10 protein-coding genes are annotated in these 16,243 nt (G+C 61.5%); 5 read left to right on the plus strand and 5 right to left on the minus strand.

All coding sequences use genetic code 11. From position 1 onward, the window contains the following. Positions 1-536: 536 nt before the first annotated feature. The 3 genes from CHU95_RS11415 to CHU95_RS11425 are packed head-to-tail and all read right to left on the minus strand — an operon-like array spanning position 537 to position 4,885. A complete protein-coding gene (locus CHU95_RS11415) occupies positions 537-1,481 on the minus strand; it encodes a LysR substrate-binding domain-containing protein (protein ID WP_094456457.1) in 945 nt (314 codons plus the stop codon). Between the two features lie 15 nt (positions 1,482-1,496). Further along, complete coding sequence (locus tag CHU95_RS11420) at positions 1,497-3,332, minus strand: CocE/NonD family hydrolase (RefSeq protein ID WP_245838157.1); 1,836 nt, start codon at positions 3,330-3,332, stop codon at positions 1,497-1,499. After that, positions 3,329-4,885, minus strand: a complete 1,557-nt coding sequence (locus CHU95_RS11425; RefSeq protein WP_094456459.1) for an AbgT family transporter — start codon at positions 4,883-4,885, stop codon at positions 3,329-3,331. Before CHU95_RS11425 ends, CHU95_RS11420 begins: the two co-directional genes overlap by 4 nt. Before the next feature lie 440 nt (positions 4,886-5,325). Between CHU95_RS11425 and CHU95_RS11430 the strand changes: the two genes are divergently transcribed. Continuing rightward, positions 5,326-8,049: a TonB-dependent receptor gene (locus CHU95_RS11430; protein ID WP_094456460.1), complete on the plus strand. Its 2,724-nt coding sequence runs from the start codon at positions 5,326-5,328 to the stop codon at positions 8,047-8,049. A gap of 141 nt (positions 8,050-8,190) precedes the next feature. Next, on the plus strand, positions 8,191-9,327 hold the full coding sequence (locus CHU95_RS11435) for a CapA family protein (RefSeq protein WP_094456461.1): 1,137 nt from the start codon (positions 8,191-8,193) through the stop codon (positions 9,325-9,327). Positions 9,328-9,546: 219 nt separating this feature from the next. Here CHU95_RS11435 and CHU95_RS11440 read toward each other — a convergent pair whose 3' ends face one another. Together CHU95_RS11440 and CHU95_RS11445 are read right to left on the minus strand one after the other, a co-directional pair. Then, entirely contained in the window at positions 9,547-10,386 is an 840-nt protein-coding gene (locus tag CHU95_RS11440; RefSeq protein WP_094456462.1) for a universal stress protein, read from the minus strand. A 29-nt stretch (positions 10,387-10,415) separates the two neighbouring features. Then, positions 10,416-11,282 carry a universal stress protein gene (locus CHU95_RS11445; RefSeq protein WP_207762458.1) on the minus strand — a complete coding sequence of 289 codons (867 nt, stop codon included), beginning with the start codon at positions 11,280-11,282 and terminating at the stop codon, positions 10,416-10,418. A 125-nt stretch (positions 11,283-11,407) separates the two neighbouring features. On the opposite strand from CHU95_RS11445, the gene CHU95_RS11450 reads away from it, so the two are divergent. From CHU95_RS11450 to CHU95_RS11460, 3 genes are read left to right on the plus strand one after another with little or no spacing between them, the layout of a single operon-like run. Then, the gene (locus tag CHU95_RS11450; RefSeq protein WP_094456463.1) at positions 11,408-11,659 is read left to right on the plus strand and encodes a helix-turn-helix domain-containing protein; all 252 of its coding nucleotides are present in this window, start codon (positions 11,408-11,410) and stop codon (positions 11,657-11,659) included. Between the two features lie 4 nt (positions 11,660-11,663). Further along, positions 11,664-13,385, plus strand: a complete 1,722-nt coding sequence (locus CHU95_RS11455) for a cation:proton antiporter (protein ID WP_094456464.1) — start codon at positions 11,664-11,666, stop codon at positions 13,383-13,385. Between the two features lie 49 nt (positions 13,386-13,434). Then, on the plus strand, positions 13,435-16,044 hold the full coding sequence (locus CHU95_RS11460) for a cation-transporting P-type ATPase (RefSeq protein WP_094456504.1): 2,610 nt from the start codon (positions 13,435-13,437) through the stop codon (positions 16,042-16,044). The last annotated feature ends 199 nt before the right edge of the window (positions 16,045-16,243 follow it).

Below are 16,243 nucleotides of genomic sequence, written 5' to 3' on the forward strand. Positions count from 1 at the left end.
CAGGTCCAACGAACCCCACACATCGCAAGGCCCTGATGGGTCCGGACATTACGAAGGCCGGGCCGGCATCGCGCCGCTGGATGCGTTGAATAACAGGTAACCGGCAAACCAGATCCGCGCGGCATCGAACCCACCGCCGGGATGGGGGGGATGACGAGGGTCCAGGAACGGTGGACTTGCCGCACCAAGACCGGCCGTCATTCAGCGGTCGCGATCACAAGGAAATGGTTGCCTGACCGCGATGGCAGTCCTCTGGCGGCTCCATCCGCGACGACAACGGCAACACGGTCATCTACGAACCAGTCAAACAATGCCTGTTGGTGAGGAGGACCCATACTGTCGGGTTCATCGGCGCCATAGGTGGGAATACCATTCAACCGCAGAGGCATCACCACGAATCCAAAAAAGTGGAATGTAAATATTATCTCATGAACATAATGGCCTATTCACCCCCCTCATCAACCGAATATTATTCGTCAAAATGGATTTGTTCTGAAAACATGGAGTATTATCACAGGATGTTGAATAAATGCACCTTACACTGGGCTTCCGGCCGTTTCATCCAGGACATCTTTCGGCTGCTGGGCAAAATAGTGCTTTGCGTCGGACAGAAACTCCAACGCCAATCGGGGTGGAGCGACCATCGCGGAAGTCACAAAAGCATATTCATGGCGAAGATCAGGTCGGAAAGGCCGCATCAGCAACCTGTTGCCCAGATAGGAGCGGGCAAGCATTTCATTGACGATGGCCACCCCAATACCACGCGTGGCAAGCGCGCACGCAGAACCAATGGTATGGGTTTCCACACGCACCTCGGGACGCACCCCTGCCCTGGCAAAGGCCGCATCAATATGGGATCGCGATAACCGACCCAATCCAAGCAACACCAGAGGCACGCCTTTCAAGGACAGCGGGTCCAGCCAGGAGCGCGCTGCCAGCGGGTGACCGATGGGCAAGACACAGACGGTACCGCTGTTCGCGACCGGGACCGAGGTGAGATCGGGTCGGTCCAGCGGTAGTTTAAGAAACCCGCCATCGACCGCCCGCGTCGCGATCAACGTCTTTGACGTTTCAACACTGCGGCTGTCAATGGTCAGATGCACCTTCGGGAAGCGGGATAAAAACCGGTCGATAACGTCCGGCAAGACCCCTTCGGCAAAGCTGGGCGGGGCGACCAGTCGCAATTGCCCAACCTGAAAATCGGCGATGTCACGCGCGAGTGCGCGCACACGTTCCATCGTGCCCAGAGCCAGGTCAGCCTCATCGAACAACAGCAAGCCGTCCGGTGTTGGTACCAGCCGCCCCTTATCCCGGTAAAACAAGTCAAAACCGATCGTCTGCTCAAACTGTGCCAGCAGCCGGCTGACAGCCGGTTGGGTCAAACCCATTGCCGTGGCCGCCGCCGTGACAGAGCCGGTCTTGACGATTGCATGAAAGGCACGAAGGGCGCGCAGGCCGAAATCGGGGCCATCATTGTTCATGCCCACCCCCCTGGTTCAGGCGTCGTCGGGCACGATAGGAAGGATGAGATGCGATGGGTACGGCGGCCCCAAATGCACGGTGTTGCGCGCGATGACCGGATCGCCGGGGTCCTGGCCGGCCGGCGCGCCCGTCCCGGCATTGACATCAAAATGCGGGAAATGGCTGCTGGCCACGTCCAGGCGAATTCGGTGACCGGCCTGAAACCGGTTGGCGGTGGGAAACATCTCAATATCGAACCCATAGACCTGTCCCGGCAGCATCAGGCGCGGCTGTTCAAACCCGTCACGGAACCGCGCCCGGATAATGCCATGGCACAGGTTCATGGCAAAGCCGGGCGTGCCATCAGCACCAGCAGGATATTCATCCACCAACTTCACCACGAGATCCGTGTCGACAGCCGTGGATGAAAGGTACAGCCGAACCATAATCGGGCCGACGACGGTCACGTCCTGGTCCAGCCTGGCAGTGCGAAAGACCAGGATATCCGGGCGATCGGCCAGGGCGCGGCCGGGCTGCGGGCAGGCCAGCCAGCCTTCCCGTTCCCGCTGATCATAGGCACCGGCAGGGATGATGGCGCCACCGCTGGCAACTGCACCGCCGATACTGGGCACCGGGTGCGCGGGGTCATGATCCCAGGAAAGGCAACCCTGCTCGCCCATCCCTGCGGACAGGCTGCCATCGGGCGAAAGGTGGAAAGTGGTTGCGCGTGCCTCTGGCGGCGGCCAAGCGCTGAAGAACCGCCAGCATCCACCATGGCGCCAGCGTCCCCGCTCATTCCTGCCGCCGGGACCGCCGCCCATGATGAACAGACTGACCGGATGGGGCAGCGGGTCTGGTACATCCCGCTTCAGCAGCAGGTGATGATCCAGGAACGTCCGGCGCAGCGCGGTGTAATCCAGCGCCAGATTGCCATCCAGCGTCGCCGACGGGCCAAAATCCACCTCACCTGCATAGGTAACGGACCGTTGCCCATGCGTCCAAGGGCCCATAACCAACCGGCCAGGCGCCCGGCGGCCCCCGGCCGTCAGCCCCTGAAAATTCTGGGGCGTGGACATAGCGTAGGGATCGTACCAAGAACAGACATGCAGCATCGGCACGTCTGGGAAGGCACGATAATGGCCACGGGCATACAGGCCCGGGCGTTGCCAGCCGCTGTTAAAACATTCATCAGCCCATTGCTGGACAATATAATCCTCATACTCGGGCGCGGCACTGATCGGGGAATGACCGGTGCGCCAAGGGTTGATATGCATCCAGTTGCGTACATCCTGCGCCGCCAGCGCCGCCTTCCGTATAGGATCGGCGGCCGTACGGGGCGACAGGGCTGCATGTTTGACAGCCCAGGTCAGTTGCTTCAACTCATAGGCCCCACCCTGGCGGATACCGCTATGATAGGCGCTGGCAAAACCGCCGCTGTCCATGATCATGGCGCCAAGGCCGGGCGCACCCAGGCTGGCCATGGCCGCCTGCGTATGCGCCCCATAGGACAGGCCCAGCGTACCAATGCGCCCATCGCACCAAGGCTGAAGCCGCAGCCACTCCAACATGTCGATACCGTCTTCAGCCTCATACACATATTTCGTGAACTCGCCTTCCGACGCGAACCGACCGCGACAATCCTGCAAAACATAGGCATAGCCGGCGTTAACGAAATCAGCCGCGACCTCGGGTTTGGAACGCGGAACCGGCTGTGCCGCGCTGCGGTCGGCATGGTTTGTGCCGCATTTGTTGTAAGGTGTGCGCTCCAGCAGCACCGGCCAAGCTCCGTCCCCTGGCAGATAGATGTCGGTGGCAAGCCGGATACCATCCCGCATCATCACCATGACATCGCGCAGCACAACCATCGTCATGGCGACACCTGCGGCAATGCATAGGTCACAGCGGCCCCCGGCCCAACCGGCAGTTCCAGGGCCACCCAACCCATTACCAACAGGCAACCGGCCGCCAGAAAAGCCAAACCGTAGGGCAGCATCAGGGCCAGGACCGACCCCACACCCGCCCCCTTGCTCCACCGCTGGCAGATGACCAGCACCAGGGGAAAGTTAGACATCAGCGGGGTCAGGATGTTGGTAACACTGTCCCCCATGCGATAAGCGGCCGTGGTCATTTCCGGCGAAATGCCCAACAGCATCAGCATGGGCACCACGACCGGGGCCATCGCACTCCATTTCGCGGATGCAGACCCGATGAACAGATCAAAACTCGACGACATCAGCAGCAGGCTGACCAGCAGCAGCGGCTGGGGTATGTCGAGGGTCCGTAGCGCCTCCGCCCCCTTGATCGCGATGACCGGCCCCAGGTTGGACCAGTTAAACAGGGCGACAAAATGGGCCGCGAAAAACACAATCACCAGATAGGGGGCCATGGTCTTCATGCCGTGGCCCATCATGGATACGATGTCACGATGCGATTTCACGGTGCCGACCGCCCGGCCATAGGCCCAGCCGGACGCCAGGAACAGCAGCATGAACCCACCGATCAGCGCCCGATAGAAGGGCGTGGTCCGTTGCGGCCCCTCTGCCGCGCGGTCCAGCAGCGGGGTGAAGCCCGGCCAGAAGATGAAGGCCGCAAACAGGCCGATAACAGCCAGCGCCGCCAAACCGGCATGAGCCAACCCTCGCCGCTGAGCCGCGGTCAACCCCTCCCGCGGCACGACCAGTGCCGCAGTTTCCGTGTCAGGCCGCCAAGGTCCCAGTCGCGGTTCCACGATGCGGTCAGTGATGAACCAGGCAACAGGCGCAAACACCACACAGATACCAATGCTGAACCACCAATTGCCCAGCGGGTTCATCGTGAATGCCGGATCGATCAGGCGGGCTGCCGCCTCTGTGATGCCCAGCAACAGTACATCCACCTGCCCCGGCACCACGTTGCCAGCAAACCCGCCGGAAATGGCCGCAAACGCTGTGGCGATCCCGGCCATGGGATGGCGCCCCGCTTCCGCATATACCAGGGCGGCCAGCGGGATGAACACGACATAGGCGGCATCCGACGCATGGTGCGACAACAGCCCGATAATAAAGATCGACGGTGTCAACGCCCAGCGCGGCACCTTGCCGATCGACCCGGACAACAGAGCGGTGAACAGGCCCGAGCGTTCAGCCACCGCCGCCCCCAGCATGACGACCAGAACCAGACCCAGGGGCGGAAAGCCGGTCAGTGTTGTCGGCATGCCAACCAGCAGGCGACGGAGATTGGCCTCGGTCAGCAGGCTTTCAACCTGCAGCAACTTGCCGCTCACCGGGTTGACTGCACTCCATCCGACGCTGGCGGCCAACACCGACAAGGCGATGACCAGCAGGATGAAGCCCAGGAAAATGAACACCGGGTCCGGCAAAGCATTGCCCCAGCGTTCAACCCGGTTCAACCAGCCGGGACGGTCATCGTTGTGCGTGGATTGCATGACAAGACCTTCTCACACCATTCTTCCCTGGTCGTGACCACTCCAGGAAAAGTTTGTTTGCGCTCACGCGCCGGCCGGGCGATGGCCAGCCTGCAATATGCCAAGGGGAAAATACCCTACCCATCTTTCAGGGACAGGTTAGTGGCCAAGCTTGAGAACATGCAATGTGATGGTCGGATTTTATCGGTCCATAAGAAAAGTGTATGGCCGTATCTGGTCCGTTGAGTTTTCCTGTGCCCCCTGATGCCGAATTTCTAAGAACCTTTTCCATTATAGTTATATAAAAACTCCTTCAAATTGAGGCAATACATACCGAACTGTCATGACCCCGTGCCTTAACATCATAGACTTGTGATGGCTGTCCCCTTGCCACTACCGTCGTCGCGATCAGATTGCCCGGGTTTCGAACAGGGCATGGACAAAATAGACAGGAGTGGGTCATGGGACGTGCACGGCGCGCTAAACTGACGGCGGCAGGTTTTCTTCCAATAGCCTGCATGATGATCGGGTCCGGTCATCACGCCCATGCGCAGTCTGAATCGGATGGCCTGGTCCTGGAAGAGATTGTGGTCACGGGATCGCGGATCATGCGCCGCGATGCGACCACCGTTGGTCCCATAACCACACTCACCAGCGCAGACATCGCGGCAGCAGCCCCCCTTTCCGTTGGTCAGTTGCTGCAACAACTGCCCGGCGCCGGTTCAAGCCTGAATTCAAACGGAACGGCAGGGGTCTCGCACGGGTCCAGCAGCATCAACCTGCGTAATCTCGGCACCGGTGGCACCGCCAACCGGGTTCTGGTCCTGGTCGATGGTAACCGGTGGGTCAACGGGGCCGGCACCCGAGGCTTCCGGGACTTTGTCGATCTCAATACCATCCCGATGGGCATCGTCGATCGTGTGGAAATTCTGAAGGACGGTGCCTCGGCCATTTATGGTTCGGACGCGATTGCCGGCGTGGTCAATATCCACACGAAGAAGACCTTTGACGGGGCGGACGCCAAGGTCATGGGTGGCGTCACCTCAAGAGGCGATGCCCGCAGCCTGAGTGCAGAGACGACGTTGGGTCGGGTGTTTGGTCAGGGCTCTTTCCTGATCTCTGCCTCCTATGTCGATCAGCAGCCGATTTTCATTGAGGATCGGAAACTGACCACGATTTCCCTGGCGGGCCCCACCGCTGCTGGCCCGCTTGGGTATTACCGGCTTCCCGGTGTGACAACCGGTACCAACCGACTGGTCAAGATTGCCGGAGCCGCAGGCACCAGCCCATCGGATTTCCGCCTCTGGACAGCGGCTGACTCCGTCAATGCGGAGACGGGAACCTATGCCGTCGGCCCCAGTGAGCGCACCGGGCTGTTCGGGCGGCTGACCTGGGATTTCCTGCCGACGGTTCGGGGCAAGATTGAGGGTATGTATAACAAACGCCTGTCGGATCAGAAATTCTCGCCTCTTGTTTCCCGCATCCGGGGCAGCGACGGCATGACCATGCCGGCCAATCACCCGTTCAATCCCTTCGGTCGTGCCTTCTCCGGCTCCACCTTCGACATCCAGCGGCAGTTGGTCGAAATGGATTTCCGGTACAACGAGCAGAATGTGAAAACACAGCGTTACGCTGCCGGGCTGGAAGGCGAGTTTGACCTGGGAACGGAATGGCGCTGGGATCTTTTCTACTCCTACGCCCGCAACGATGCGACCTTCACCTCGCGCAACCAGATCGACCAGGACAAGTTGGCGTTGGCCATCGGGCCTAACGATCGCTGTGTGGCCAATAGCTGCGTGCCGATCAACATCTTCGGAACGCTCACGCCGGCGATGATTGACTATATCCGCTATAATGCGCGCGACGAAAACGGAACACGTCAACAACAGGCTGCTTTCAATATCAGCGGCTCTCTGTTCGATCTTCCCGCCGGTGAGCTTGGCATGGCTGCCGGTGTGGAATATCGCAAGGAGGAGGGTTACGACGATCCCGATCCGATCGTTTCCGCCACCCCACGGTTTCAGACGTTCCGCCGCACGACGTCGGCCCCGCGTGATCCGACCCGCGGCCAATATGACCTCTGGGAATCCTATCTGGAGCTGAATGTGCCGCTGCTGGCCGATCTGCCGTTGGTGCAGTCGCTGGACCTCAGCGCGGCAGCCCGCTATTCTGACTACAGCACGTTCGGCGACACGATCACCACAAAGCTCGGACTATCCTACCGGCCGATCAGTGATCTGATGATCCGCAGCACGTTCTCCGAGGGCTTCCGGGCACCCAGCATCAGCGAACTCTATGCGGGTGCGCGCCAGACCAACCTTCCCGCCACCGATCCGTGCAATGGCGGCGGTGCCGGGCGGCCCGGCTGTACCGGGGTGCCGACAACCTATAATCAGCGCGATTTCAATAATGGTGGCATCCTCTCCACCGTTGGCGGCAATGTTCTGTTGCAGCCGGAAACGGCCGATACGTGGAGCGTCGGGACGGCGTGGACCCCGGACATGGTCGACGGCCTTACCGTCACCGCCGACTGGTACCAGATCAAGATTGACAACGCGATCAGCAGCCTGGGTTCACAACGTCTTCTCAACTACTGCGCCAACACCGGAGAGCGCTGCGAGCTTGTCCGCCGCGCTGCCACTGGGGAAATCACCAACTTGCAGGACGGCCCGGTCAATCTGAACCGGATTGAAGTCGAAGGCATTGACCTGACGGTTCGCCAGCAGTTCGAAACAGAATTCGGCAATATCGAAGCCGTCATCGACGCGGCACACCTGATCCGATATGTGAATTTCATCACCAATGAGGACGGGTCGATCACTGTCGATGACCGGACGGGCCGGTCCGACGTTCTTCGCGAAAGTTATCCGCGCTGGAAGGGCACCGGGTCGTTGCGCTGGAGCGATGGCCCGTGGGAAGCCGGCTGGCGCGGGCGCTATATCGGCAAAACCACGGAAGTGGTGGGCAACCCCGTCAATGGCGGACATATCCCGGCAATCATCTATCAGGATGTCCAACTCGGCTATGAGTTTGAATCGATCGGGGTCAATCTGACCCTTGGCGTGGACAATATCTTTAATGTCCAGCCCCCTGCATCGTCGGTAAACCAAGGTGCCAACTACGATATCAACACCTATGACATCCGTGGCACCTTCCTCTATAGCCGTCTCAGCGCACGTTTCTAACAGGGTGAACACTTCCGGCGGGGACGCCTGAAGAGAAACCATGAGGTAGAATAGAAGCTGGGTGCGTTTCGACTGCATCGTTAGCCCAAGGGTACCGGACAAGTCCATCCCATCCGGCCATGCCAATCCTGGAGACCGTGGATGAGTGACATCACATCGGGTTCGACTGTCAGCCGACGCACCCTTCTTCTCGCTGGCGGCGCTGCCCTATCTGTTTCAGCAGCGCTGCCGGGCCTGGCGCAGCAGCGGCCTTTGCGCTTTTCAGCGATTGGCCAAGCACTGATCAAGCATGATATCCGCCAGTATTCTTACCCGGATTACCGTCTGCTGGCGGATCATCTGGCCAAGGCGGATGTGGTTTTCAGCAATCTGGAGACTGCGATCAACGGGCCAGGGGCCGGACCGCCCACACGGGATACCCAATTCTTCCACGCCACAGAGCCGGAGGTTCTGGACGTGCTGAAGGATTTTCACATCAATCTGCTGGCTACGGGCAATAACCATTCTTTCGATCTCAATACCGGTGGCATACTGACAACCTTGGAAGCCGTGGCCAAGGCGGGTTTCGTGCACGCAGGCACGGGCGTAAATGCCGCAGACGCCGCCAAGCCCGCCTTCTTGTCGGTACCATCGGGAACAGTGGCCTTGGTTGCGATGGCCACGGGCCGGATCCGCGAAGGCGGGGCCGCAACGGATACGCGCCCCGGCGTCAACGAAATCCGGCGCGGCGAGGATGGTCAGTTCAATGTGGAGGATGAGCAAAGGGTGCTGGGAGCCATCCGCACAGCGGCGGCGCGGGCGGATATTGTGATTGTCTATCAGCATAACCATTACTGGGAGCCGGATTTTGCCGACACCCCGGCCTGGCTGAAAATCTGGGCCAAGCGGTGCATTGATGCCGGTGCCCATGCCTTTGTCGGCCATGGAGCACCCATCCTGCAGGGCATTGAATTCTATAAGGGCTGCCCGCTGTTATATGGTCTTGGGAGCTTCATCTTCCACAGTCGGACAAATATCGGCCATTACCGGCCCGAGGTCTGGGACAGCGCCATCATCGACCTGGTTTTCGAGCGGGGAAAGGTTCGTCAGCTCGACATTCTTCCCGTAGCCCTCAACGAAGTTGGGATCAGCACCGAGAAACATTTCGAAACCCGGGGGCGGCCGACGCTGGCCCGGGGAGACCGGGCACGACGTATCCTGGAACGACTGGCCACGATATCCGCCCCCTACGGTACCAATCTGGTCATTGAGAACGACAGGGCCTCTGTAGTGCTGTAGATTGATCTCATCGGTGAATACTAAGACTTAACAGGAAGATGTAGTGGGTTGCCGGGTGATCGCCGACCCCACGACCACGACTTGTTTCAGAATATCGGTCGCTGGCGTCGCGATGGCGTGCATCATAGCGCCTGCGGCCTCCCGCCCCTGGAGGGAGGCCGCGCCGGACTGTTGACAGTATCTTTGTCCAGCCGGCTGCCAGGTGCTGCTAAACGGCGATCAATGAGAGAGAAGGACGGGCAGGCGCAGGTTGGCGAACACCCCGGTTGTGGCGCCACCCAGCACAAAATCCCGCAGGCGGGAATGGCCGAACCCTCCCATCACCAGCAGATCGGCACTGAGGTCCAACGCAGCATCCTGCAAAACCTCGGCGATGGGTCGGCCGTTCAGTTTGATGTTACGGGCTTCTGACAGGAAGCCGTGACGACGCAGGGATACGGCCAAGGTTTCGGCAATATCATGGTGATGAAGTTTCTTTTCGTCCGGAACCGTCAGGACCGTGATCCGTGTGCCCGGTTTCAGCAGCGGCAGGGCATCAGCCAGCGCCCGTGCAGCGGCACGGCCGCCGTCCCAGGCGATGGCAACATGGTCCAGGGCAGCAGGCCTGGACACAGGTGGAACCAGGATAGCGGGGCGCCCCGCGCCGAATATGACGGTCTGCGCCAGATCGTGGATGGACAGATGGTCCTTGGTCCAGCCAAGCAGGCTCAGATCATAGTATCTGGCCTCGCCAGCAGCGGTGTCCGCTATCGCACCTGGAGCCAGATGGCGGGTGGCGCATTCCAGCGACACAGTCGCGGGCACCAGTGCGCTGATCAGTTCCTGCTGGCGCTTTGCTTCGGCCTGGCTGTACGCTTCTGTCGTGCGGATCATTTCCGGGATGTTCAGGAACAGCCCCCCAACAGGCGAGGAAACACCAGGGATATCCGCCGTGAAGGCGGTAACATGGAGATCGTACTGGAGCGTTTCTGCCAAAGCGACGGCAGCACGGAGCGCGTCATCGGGGACGACGTCCGGATAGGTGGCGAGGGGCAGATAGGCGGTCCGACCGTTCGTCATGGTGCATTCCTCCGTTAGGTTCTGTCTGATCAAATTGCGGTGGCTGGTGGTATCGCCAGCACATCAACCGCTGCATCCCGCAACACCTGTTCCGTGACACTGCCCAGCAGCAGTTTCTGCAGCCCGCTCTTGCCATGGGTGGCCAGCACAATCAGGTCGGCATGCACATCCGCCGCGCCTGACAGGATTTCATGCTTCGCCGTCGTCTGTTCATAGCGCAGGAAGCACTTCGCAGACCCGACAGCGGTTGACGCACAGAATGTTTCCAGGGCCAATGCCGCCTTCTGCCCTTCCTCTTCGATGTACAATCGACGGTCACGTTCATCCATGGCGGCGGGCAATGCCAAGCCCAGCAAGGGCGCGTCAAACACATGGAGGATCGAGTGGGCAACAGTGCCCGCAATGCCCAAGCCGGCGTAGGCGGCGATGGCGGCGCGAGACCCATCGCTGAGATCGGTGGTCAGCAACACATGCCGGTAGGGTGCAGCCGGTGCAGCATTGACCATCAGCACCGGGCAGGATGCGGCCCGAATGGTCCGCTCCGCCGTCGTGCCGATAAAGATGTCGCGGAACAACTGGCGGCGATGAGGGCCGATCACCAGCAGGTCCGGGGCCATCGCTGCGGCGACCTGGATGATGGCCTGGGACGGTTCACCCAGCACCACCTCCACCTTGCAGCGCACCCCGTCGATGTTACGCAGCGTGGCGGCCATGTCCTGCAACAGGGACAGCGCCTCGCGGCGTTCTTCCTCCACGATACGCCGGGGCCGATCCTCATCAACGGCATTGACCAGCGTGATGTCTGCGTCCCATTGCCGGGCCAGCAAGGTTGCCCGCCGCAGTGCGCGGTCCGACCGCTCCGACAAATCGGTCGCCACCATGATGTGCTTCATCATCCGCCTCCGTCCATCTTAGGCAAGCGCAGTGAACCACAGCAAAACCGCGTCATCTTTGACCTGGATCAACGATCCATCGCCTTTCTTCGCTATTTTACACCATGTGATGCAATGGGTGCCCAGACATGCCACAGGATCGCTATCAGACAGTTCAGGAAGTCGCTGACCGGCTGAAGGTCAGCGAAGCAACGGTTCGTCACTGGATCAAGGAAGGCGCCCTGCGGGCCATTGATGTCGGCAAGGGCTGGCGGATTTCCGACCAGGATTTGGATGAATTCCTGCATCGGCACGAAACACGCCCGCGCCATGGCGGCCCCACCGTGCCAGCAACCGCACCCGACGACCATCCAACAGGAACCGCAGGACGGGAGCATTGACCGCATGACGCCCTTGGCCCCCTTTACCGAAATCGCCCTGTTGCTGGTGATGGCCGCTGTCATCGGGCTGGCTGGTGTGCTGCTGCGCCAACCCCTGATCGTCAGCTTCATCGCTGTCGGGCTGATCGCGGGGCCGTCAGCCCTGGACGTGGTCCATTCGGATGCGCAGATCGATCTGCTGGCGGAACTGGGGATTGCCGTCCTGTTGTTCCTGGTCGGCATCAAGCTGGATGTGAAGTTGATCCGGTCGTTGGGCGTGGTTTCGCTGATGACCGGGCTGGGCCAGGTCGCGTTCACTTCCATCTTCGGCTATCTGATCGGGCTGGCCCTAGGGTTGGACCCGGTGACCAGCCTTTATGTCGCGGTGGCGCTGACCTTCTCCTCCACCATCATCATCGTGAAGCTGCTGTCGGACAAACGGGAGATCGACTCCCTGCATGGTCAGATCGCGCTCGGTTTCCTGATCGTGCAGGATTTGGTGGTTGTGCTGGCGATGATCGCGCTGTCGGCCATCGGGATCGGTGCCCAGACGGGCGGCCATGGCGGTGGCTCCATCGGCACGGTGCTGGCCTCGGGTGCTGGTCTGGTGGCGCTGGTGGTGGTGTTTGTCCGCTATCTGGCCGATCCGTTGACGGCGCGGCTGGCGCGGGCACCGGAACTGCTGGTGGTTTTCGCCATTGCACAGGCGGCCATGTTCGCCGCCATCGGCGATCTGGTGGGCCTGGGCAAGGAGGTTGGTGGCCTGCTGGCTGGCATTTCGCTGGCTTCCACCCCCTTTCGCGAAAGCATCGCCGCGCGTCTGGCCCCCCTGCGGGATTTCCTGCTGCTGTTCTTCTTCATTGCGTTGGGCGCGACGCTGGACCTGTCGCGGCTGGATGCGCATGTCACGGGGGCCATGGTCTTTTCGCTGTTCGTGCTGATCGGCAATCCGCTGATCGTGCTGGCCATCATGGGGGCAATGGGATACCGGCGGCGTACAGGCTTTCTGGCCGGGCTGACGGTGGCACAGATCAGCGAATTCTCCCTGATCTTTGTGGCCATGGGTGTCAGCCTGGGCCATGTCGGCGACGACGCGCTGGGGCTGGTGACCATGGTCGGTCTGGTGACCATCGCCGCCTCCACCTACATGATCACCTATTCCCACAAGCTGTTCGCCCTGTTTGAGCCTTATCTGGGACCGTTTGAGCGGCGGGATACACCGCGCGAGCCGATGATCGTGACCAGTGCGGCGACAGACCGGCAGGAACCGCTGATCATCCTGTTCGGGCTGGGCCGGTTCGGCAGCGCCGTCGGCCTGCGGCTGCAACGACGGGGCATCCGGGTCCTGGGGGTGGATTTTAACCCGCTGGCCGTCCGGCGCTGGCATGAGATGGGCCTGGATGCGCGGTTCGGCGACGCAACCGATGCCGAGTTCATGGCCGAACTGCCACTGACGCAGGCGACCTGGGTCGTCTCCACGGTGCCGCAGCATGTCACCGGCCTCAGCCAGGAAGACACACGGCGGACCCTGCTGCAACTGGTCAGGGCCTCCGGTTACCGGGGACGGGTGGCCGTCACCTCGCACGGTACACGCGAGACCGCCAGCCTGCTGTCATCCGGGGCCGACTTGGTGTTCGAGCCGTTCCAGGATGCCGCCGACCGGGCGGTGGAACTTCTCTGCGGCGGTGACAGGGAAGCCCGCACCGAAATCCCGGAAATCGAAACAGAAGGACGCGAGCTCGCCTGATGGCCATTGCAGGCCATGGGTGCTGCCGATCAGCATGAAGGAAACCAGCATGCCGCTCACCACACCCCACAGCGCCACACCCGAGGACTGCCTAGCCGCTCTCGACGCGGGTCTGGATGGTCTTAGCGGAGCAGAGGCCGCTCACCGGCTGTCGGTGCATGGACCGAACCGCCTGCCGGAGTCCGCAGGCCGGGGACCGCTGCTGCGTTTCCTGACACAGTTTCACAATATCCTGATCTATGTGTTGCTGGGGGCAGCGACGGTCACCGCCTTCCTGCAGCACTGGGTCGATACCGGCGTCATCCTGGCGGTGGTGGTGGCAAACGCCGTGATCGGCTTCATCCAGGAGGGCAAGGCCGAAGCGGCCATGGCCGCGATCCGGAACATGCTGGCGCCGCATGCCGCCGTGCTGCGCGACGGGGTACGGGTCACCGTGGATGGTGCCGATCTGGTACCCGGCGACCTGGTGCTGCTGGAGGCGGGTGACAAGGTGCCCGCCGACCTGCGGCTGCTGGAGGCGCGGGGACTGGCAGCGCAGGAGGCGGTACTGACCGGGGAGTCGGTGCCGGTCGATAAGGCCGTGGCCGCCGTCGCCGCCGATGCGGCGCTGGGCGACCGTCGGTCGATGCTGTGGTCAGGCACGCTGGTCACCCAAGGCACGGCGCGGGGATTGGTTGTTGCAACCGCCGGACGGACGGAAATCGGCCGTATCGGCAAACTTCTTGCCGATGTGGAGCAGTTGACCACACCGCTGGTCACCCAGATGGATCACTTCGCCCGCTGGCTGTCCTTCCTGATCCTGCTGCTCTCCGCGCTTCTGCTCGCCTATGGCTATTTTGTCGGCCAACATCCATTTGGCACCCTGTTCATGACCGTGGTGGGTGTGGCGGTCGCCGCGATCCCCGAGGGCCTGCCCGCCGTGATGAGCATCACCCTGGCCATCGGTGTGCAGGCCATGGCCCGGCGCAATGCCATCGTCCGGCGCCTGCCGGCGATTGAGGCCATTGGGTCGGTTTCCGTCATTTGCACCGACAAGACGGGCACGCTGACCCGCAACGAAATGGTAGTGGCGGCAGTGGAGACCCTGGAGGGTCGCTTCGCGGTCAGCGGCGAAGGCTATGCGCCGCAAGGTGCAATATCGCCGCCCGGCGACCTGTCGCCTCTGGCCCGCGCCGCCGCCCTTTGCAATGATGCGCATCTGGTATGCCGCGATGGGGACTGGATCGTCGAAGGCGACCCGATGGAAGGCGCGTTGCTGGCCTTCGCCGGCAAGGTTCTGGGCGGGCACCGGCCTGCCAGCCACCGTCTTGACGCCATCCCGTTCGACAGCCGTCACCGTTTCATGGCCGTGCTGAGTGATGGCCCGACCGGGCGACTGGTCCATGTCAAAGGTGCGCCGGAACGTGTGCTGGGCATGTGCGCCGACATTGATCATGGTCATTGGCATATGTGCGCCGAAGCCATGGCATCCCAGGGGCTGCGGGTGCTGGCCCTGGCGGAACGTCCGGAAACGCAAGGGACTATCGACCCGACCAGCCTGGAAGGCGGGCTCCGCTTCCTGGGGTTGGTCGGGTTGATTGATCCGCCACGTCCAGAGGCCATCGCCGCCGTGGCCGAGTGCCGGGCCGCCGGTATCAGGGTCAAGATGATCACGGGTGATCATGCCGGCACGGCCGCCGCCATCGCCGCCCAGATCGGCCTGGAAAACCCCAACCGTGTGCTGACCGGACGTGATCTGGAAAGGCTGGATGATGCACAATTGGCGCTGGAGGTGGCCGGGGTCGATGTCTTTGCCCGCACCAGTCCCGAACATAAATTACGGCTGGTGACCGCCTTGCAGGCCAATGGCCTGTCGGTCGCCATGACCGGCGATGGCGTGAATGATGCGCCTGCCCTGAAACGCGCCGATGCGGGCATTGCCATGGGCCGCAATGGATCGGAAGCCGCGAAGGAAGCCGCCGATCTGGTGCTGGCCGACGACAATTTCGCCTCCATTGCGGCAGCAGTACGCGAAGGCCGCACGGTCTATGACAATCTGAAAAAGGTGATCAGTTGGACCCTGCCCACCAATGCCGGCGAGGCCATGGTGGTGACCCTGGCCCTGCTGGTGGGGCTGGCATTGCCGGTCACAGCGGTACAGATCCTCTGGATTAACTTAACCACCAGCGTCACGCTTGGTCTCGCCCTGGCCTTTGAGCCGACGGAGGCGGGGACCATGGCCCGCCCTCCCCGTCTGCGTTCGGCGCCGCTGCTATCGGGTACATTGGTTTGGCATGTAGTGCTGGTGGCCCTGTTGTTCTGCGGGGCGACGTTCAGCATCTTCTCCTATGCACTGGATCGCGGTTATCCCCTGGCTCTGGCCCAGACCATGGCCATGAACATGATTGTCGTGCTGGAGATCTTCCATCTGTTCTTCATCCGTAACATTCACGGCACCTCGCTGACCTGGAAGGCTGTCCGCGGCACCCGCGTCGTCTGGATCGTCATCGCCATCATTACGGTCGCGCAATTTGCTGTGACCTATCTGGCGCCGTTGCAGATGCTGCTGGGCACCCGGCCTGTGCCACTGCTGGATGGGCTGCTGATCATTGCTGTGGGGGTATGTTTCTTCGCGGTGATCGAGATTGAGAAACAAATCAGGTTGGGATTGAGACGCTGAGGCGTTTGAACAGCCAGGGCAACCGGAAGTGCGGCCAGCAATGAGCACAGCCGACCGGGCACGCCATCACAATCATCGAGGATGGTTTTTCAGGATCGACGCGGCACCCCGTCATAACCAAAACCGGCCGGCAGGTGGCCGAATAGCGGGATGTTATGGTTGGCCGGCCGTGTCGAAGGCGAACCCATCGCCCAACGCG

It is taken from the genome of Niveispirillum lacus (assembly GCF_002251795.1).
Classification (GTDB): domain Bacteria; phylum Pseudomonadota; class Alphaproteobacteria; order Azospirillales; family Azospirillaceae; genus Niveispirillum; species Niveispirillum lacus.

Excerpts from the sequence above, each read along its gene's own strand:
- CHU95_RS11425 (WP_094456459.1), bottom strand. The coding sequence starts at position 4,885 with ATGCAATCCACGCACAACGATGACCGTCCCGGCTGGTTGAACCGGGTT.
- CHU95_RS11420 (WP_245838157.1), bottom strand. The coding sequence starts at position 3,332 with ATGACGATGGTTGTGCTGCGCGATGTCATGGTGATGATGCGGGATGGT.
- CHU95_RS11445 (WP_207762458.1), bottom strand. The coding sequence starts at position 11,282 with ATGATGAAGCACATCATGGTGGCGACCGATTTGTCGGAGCGGTCGGAC.
- CHU95_RS11450 (WP_094456463.1), top strand. The coding sequence starts at position 11,408 with ATGCCACAGGATCGCTATCAGACAGTTCAGGAAGTCGCTGACCGGCTG.
- CHU95_RS11435 (WP_094456461.1), top strand. The coding sequence starts at position 8,191 with ATGAGTGACATCACATCGGGTTCGACTGTCAGCCGACGCACCCTTCTT.
- CHU95_RS11440 (WP_094456462.1), bottom strand. The coding sequence starts at position 10,386 with ATGACGAACGGTCGGACCGCCTATCTGCCCCTCGCCACCTATCCGGAC.
- CHU95_RS11415 (WP_094456457.1), bottom strand. The coding sequence starts at position 1,481 with ATGAACAATGATGGCCCCGATTTCGGCCTGCGCGCCCTTCGTGCCTTT.
- CHU95_RS11430 (WP_094456460.1), top strand. The coding sequence starts at position 5,326 with ATGGGACGTGCACGGCGCGCTAAACTGACGGCGGCAGGTTTTCTTCCA.
- CHU95_RS11460 (WP_094456504.1), top strand. The coding sequence starts at position 13,435 with ATGCCGCTCACCACACCCCACAGCGCCACACCCGAGGACTGCCTAGCC.
- CHU95_RS11455 (WP_094456464.1), top strand. The coding sequence starts at position 11,664 with ATGACGCCCTTGGCCCCCTTTACCGAAATCGCCCTGTTGCTGGTGATG.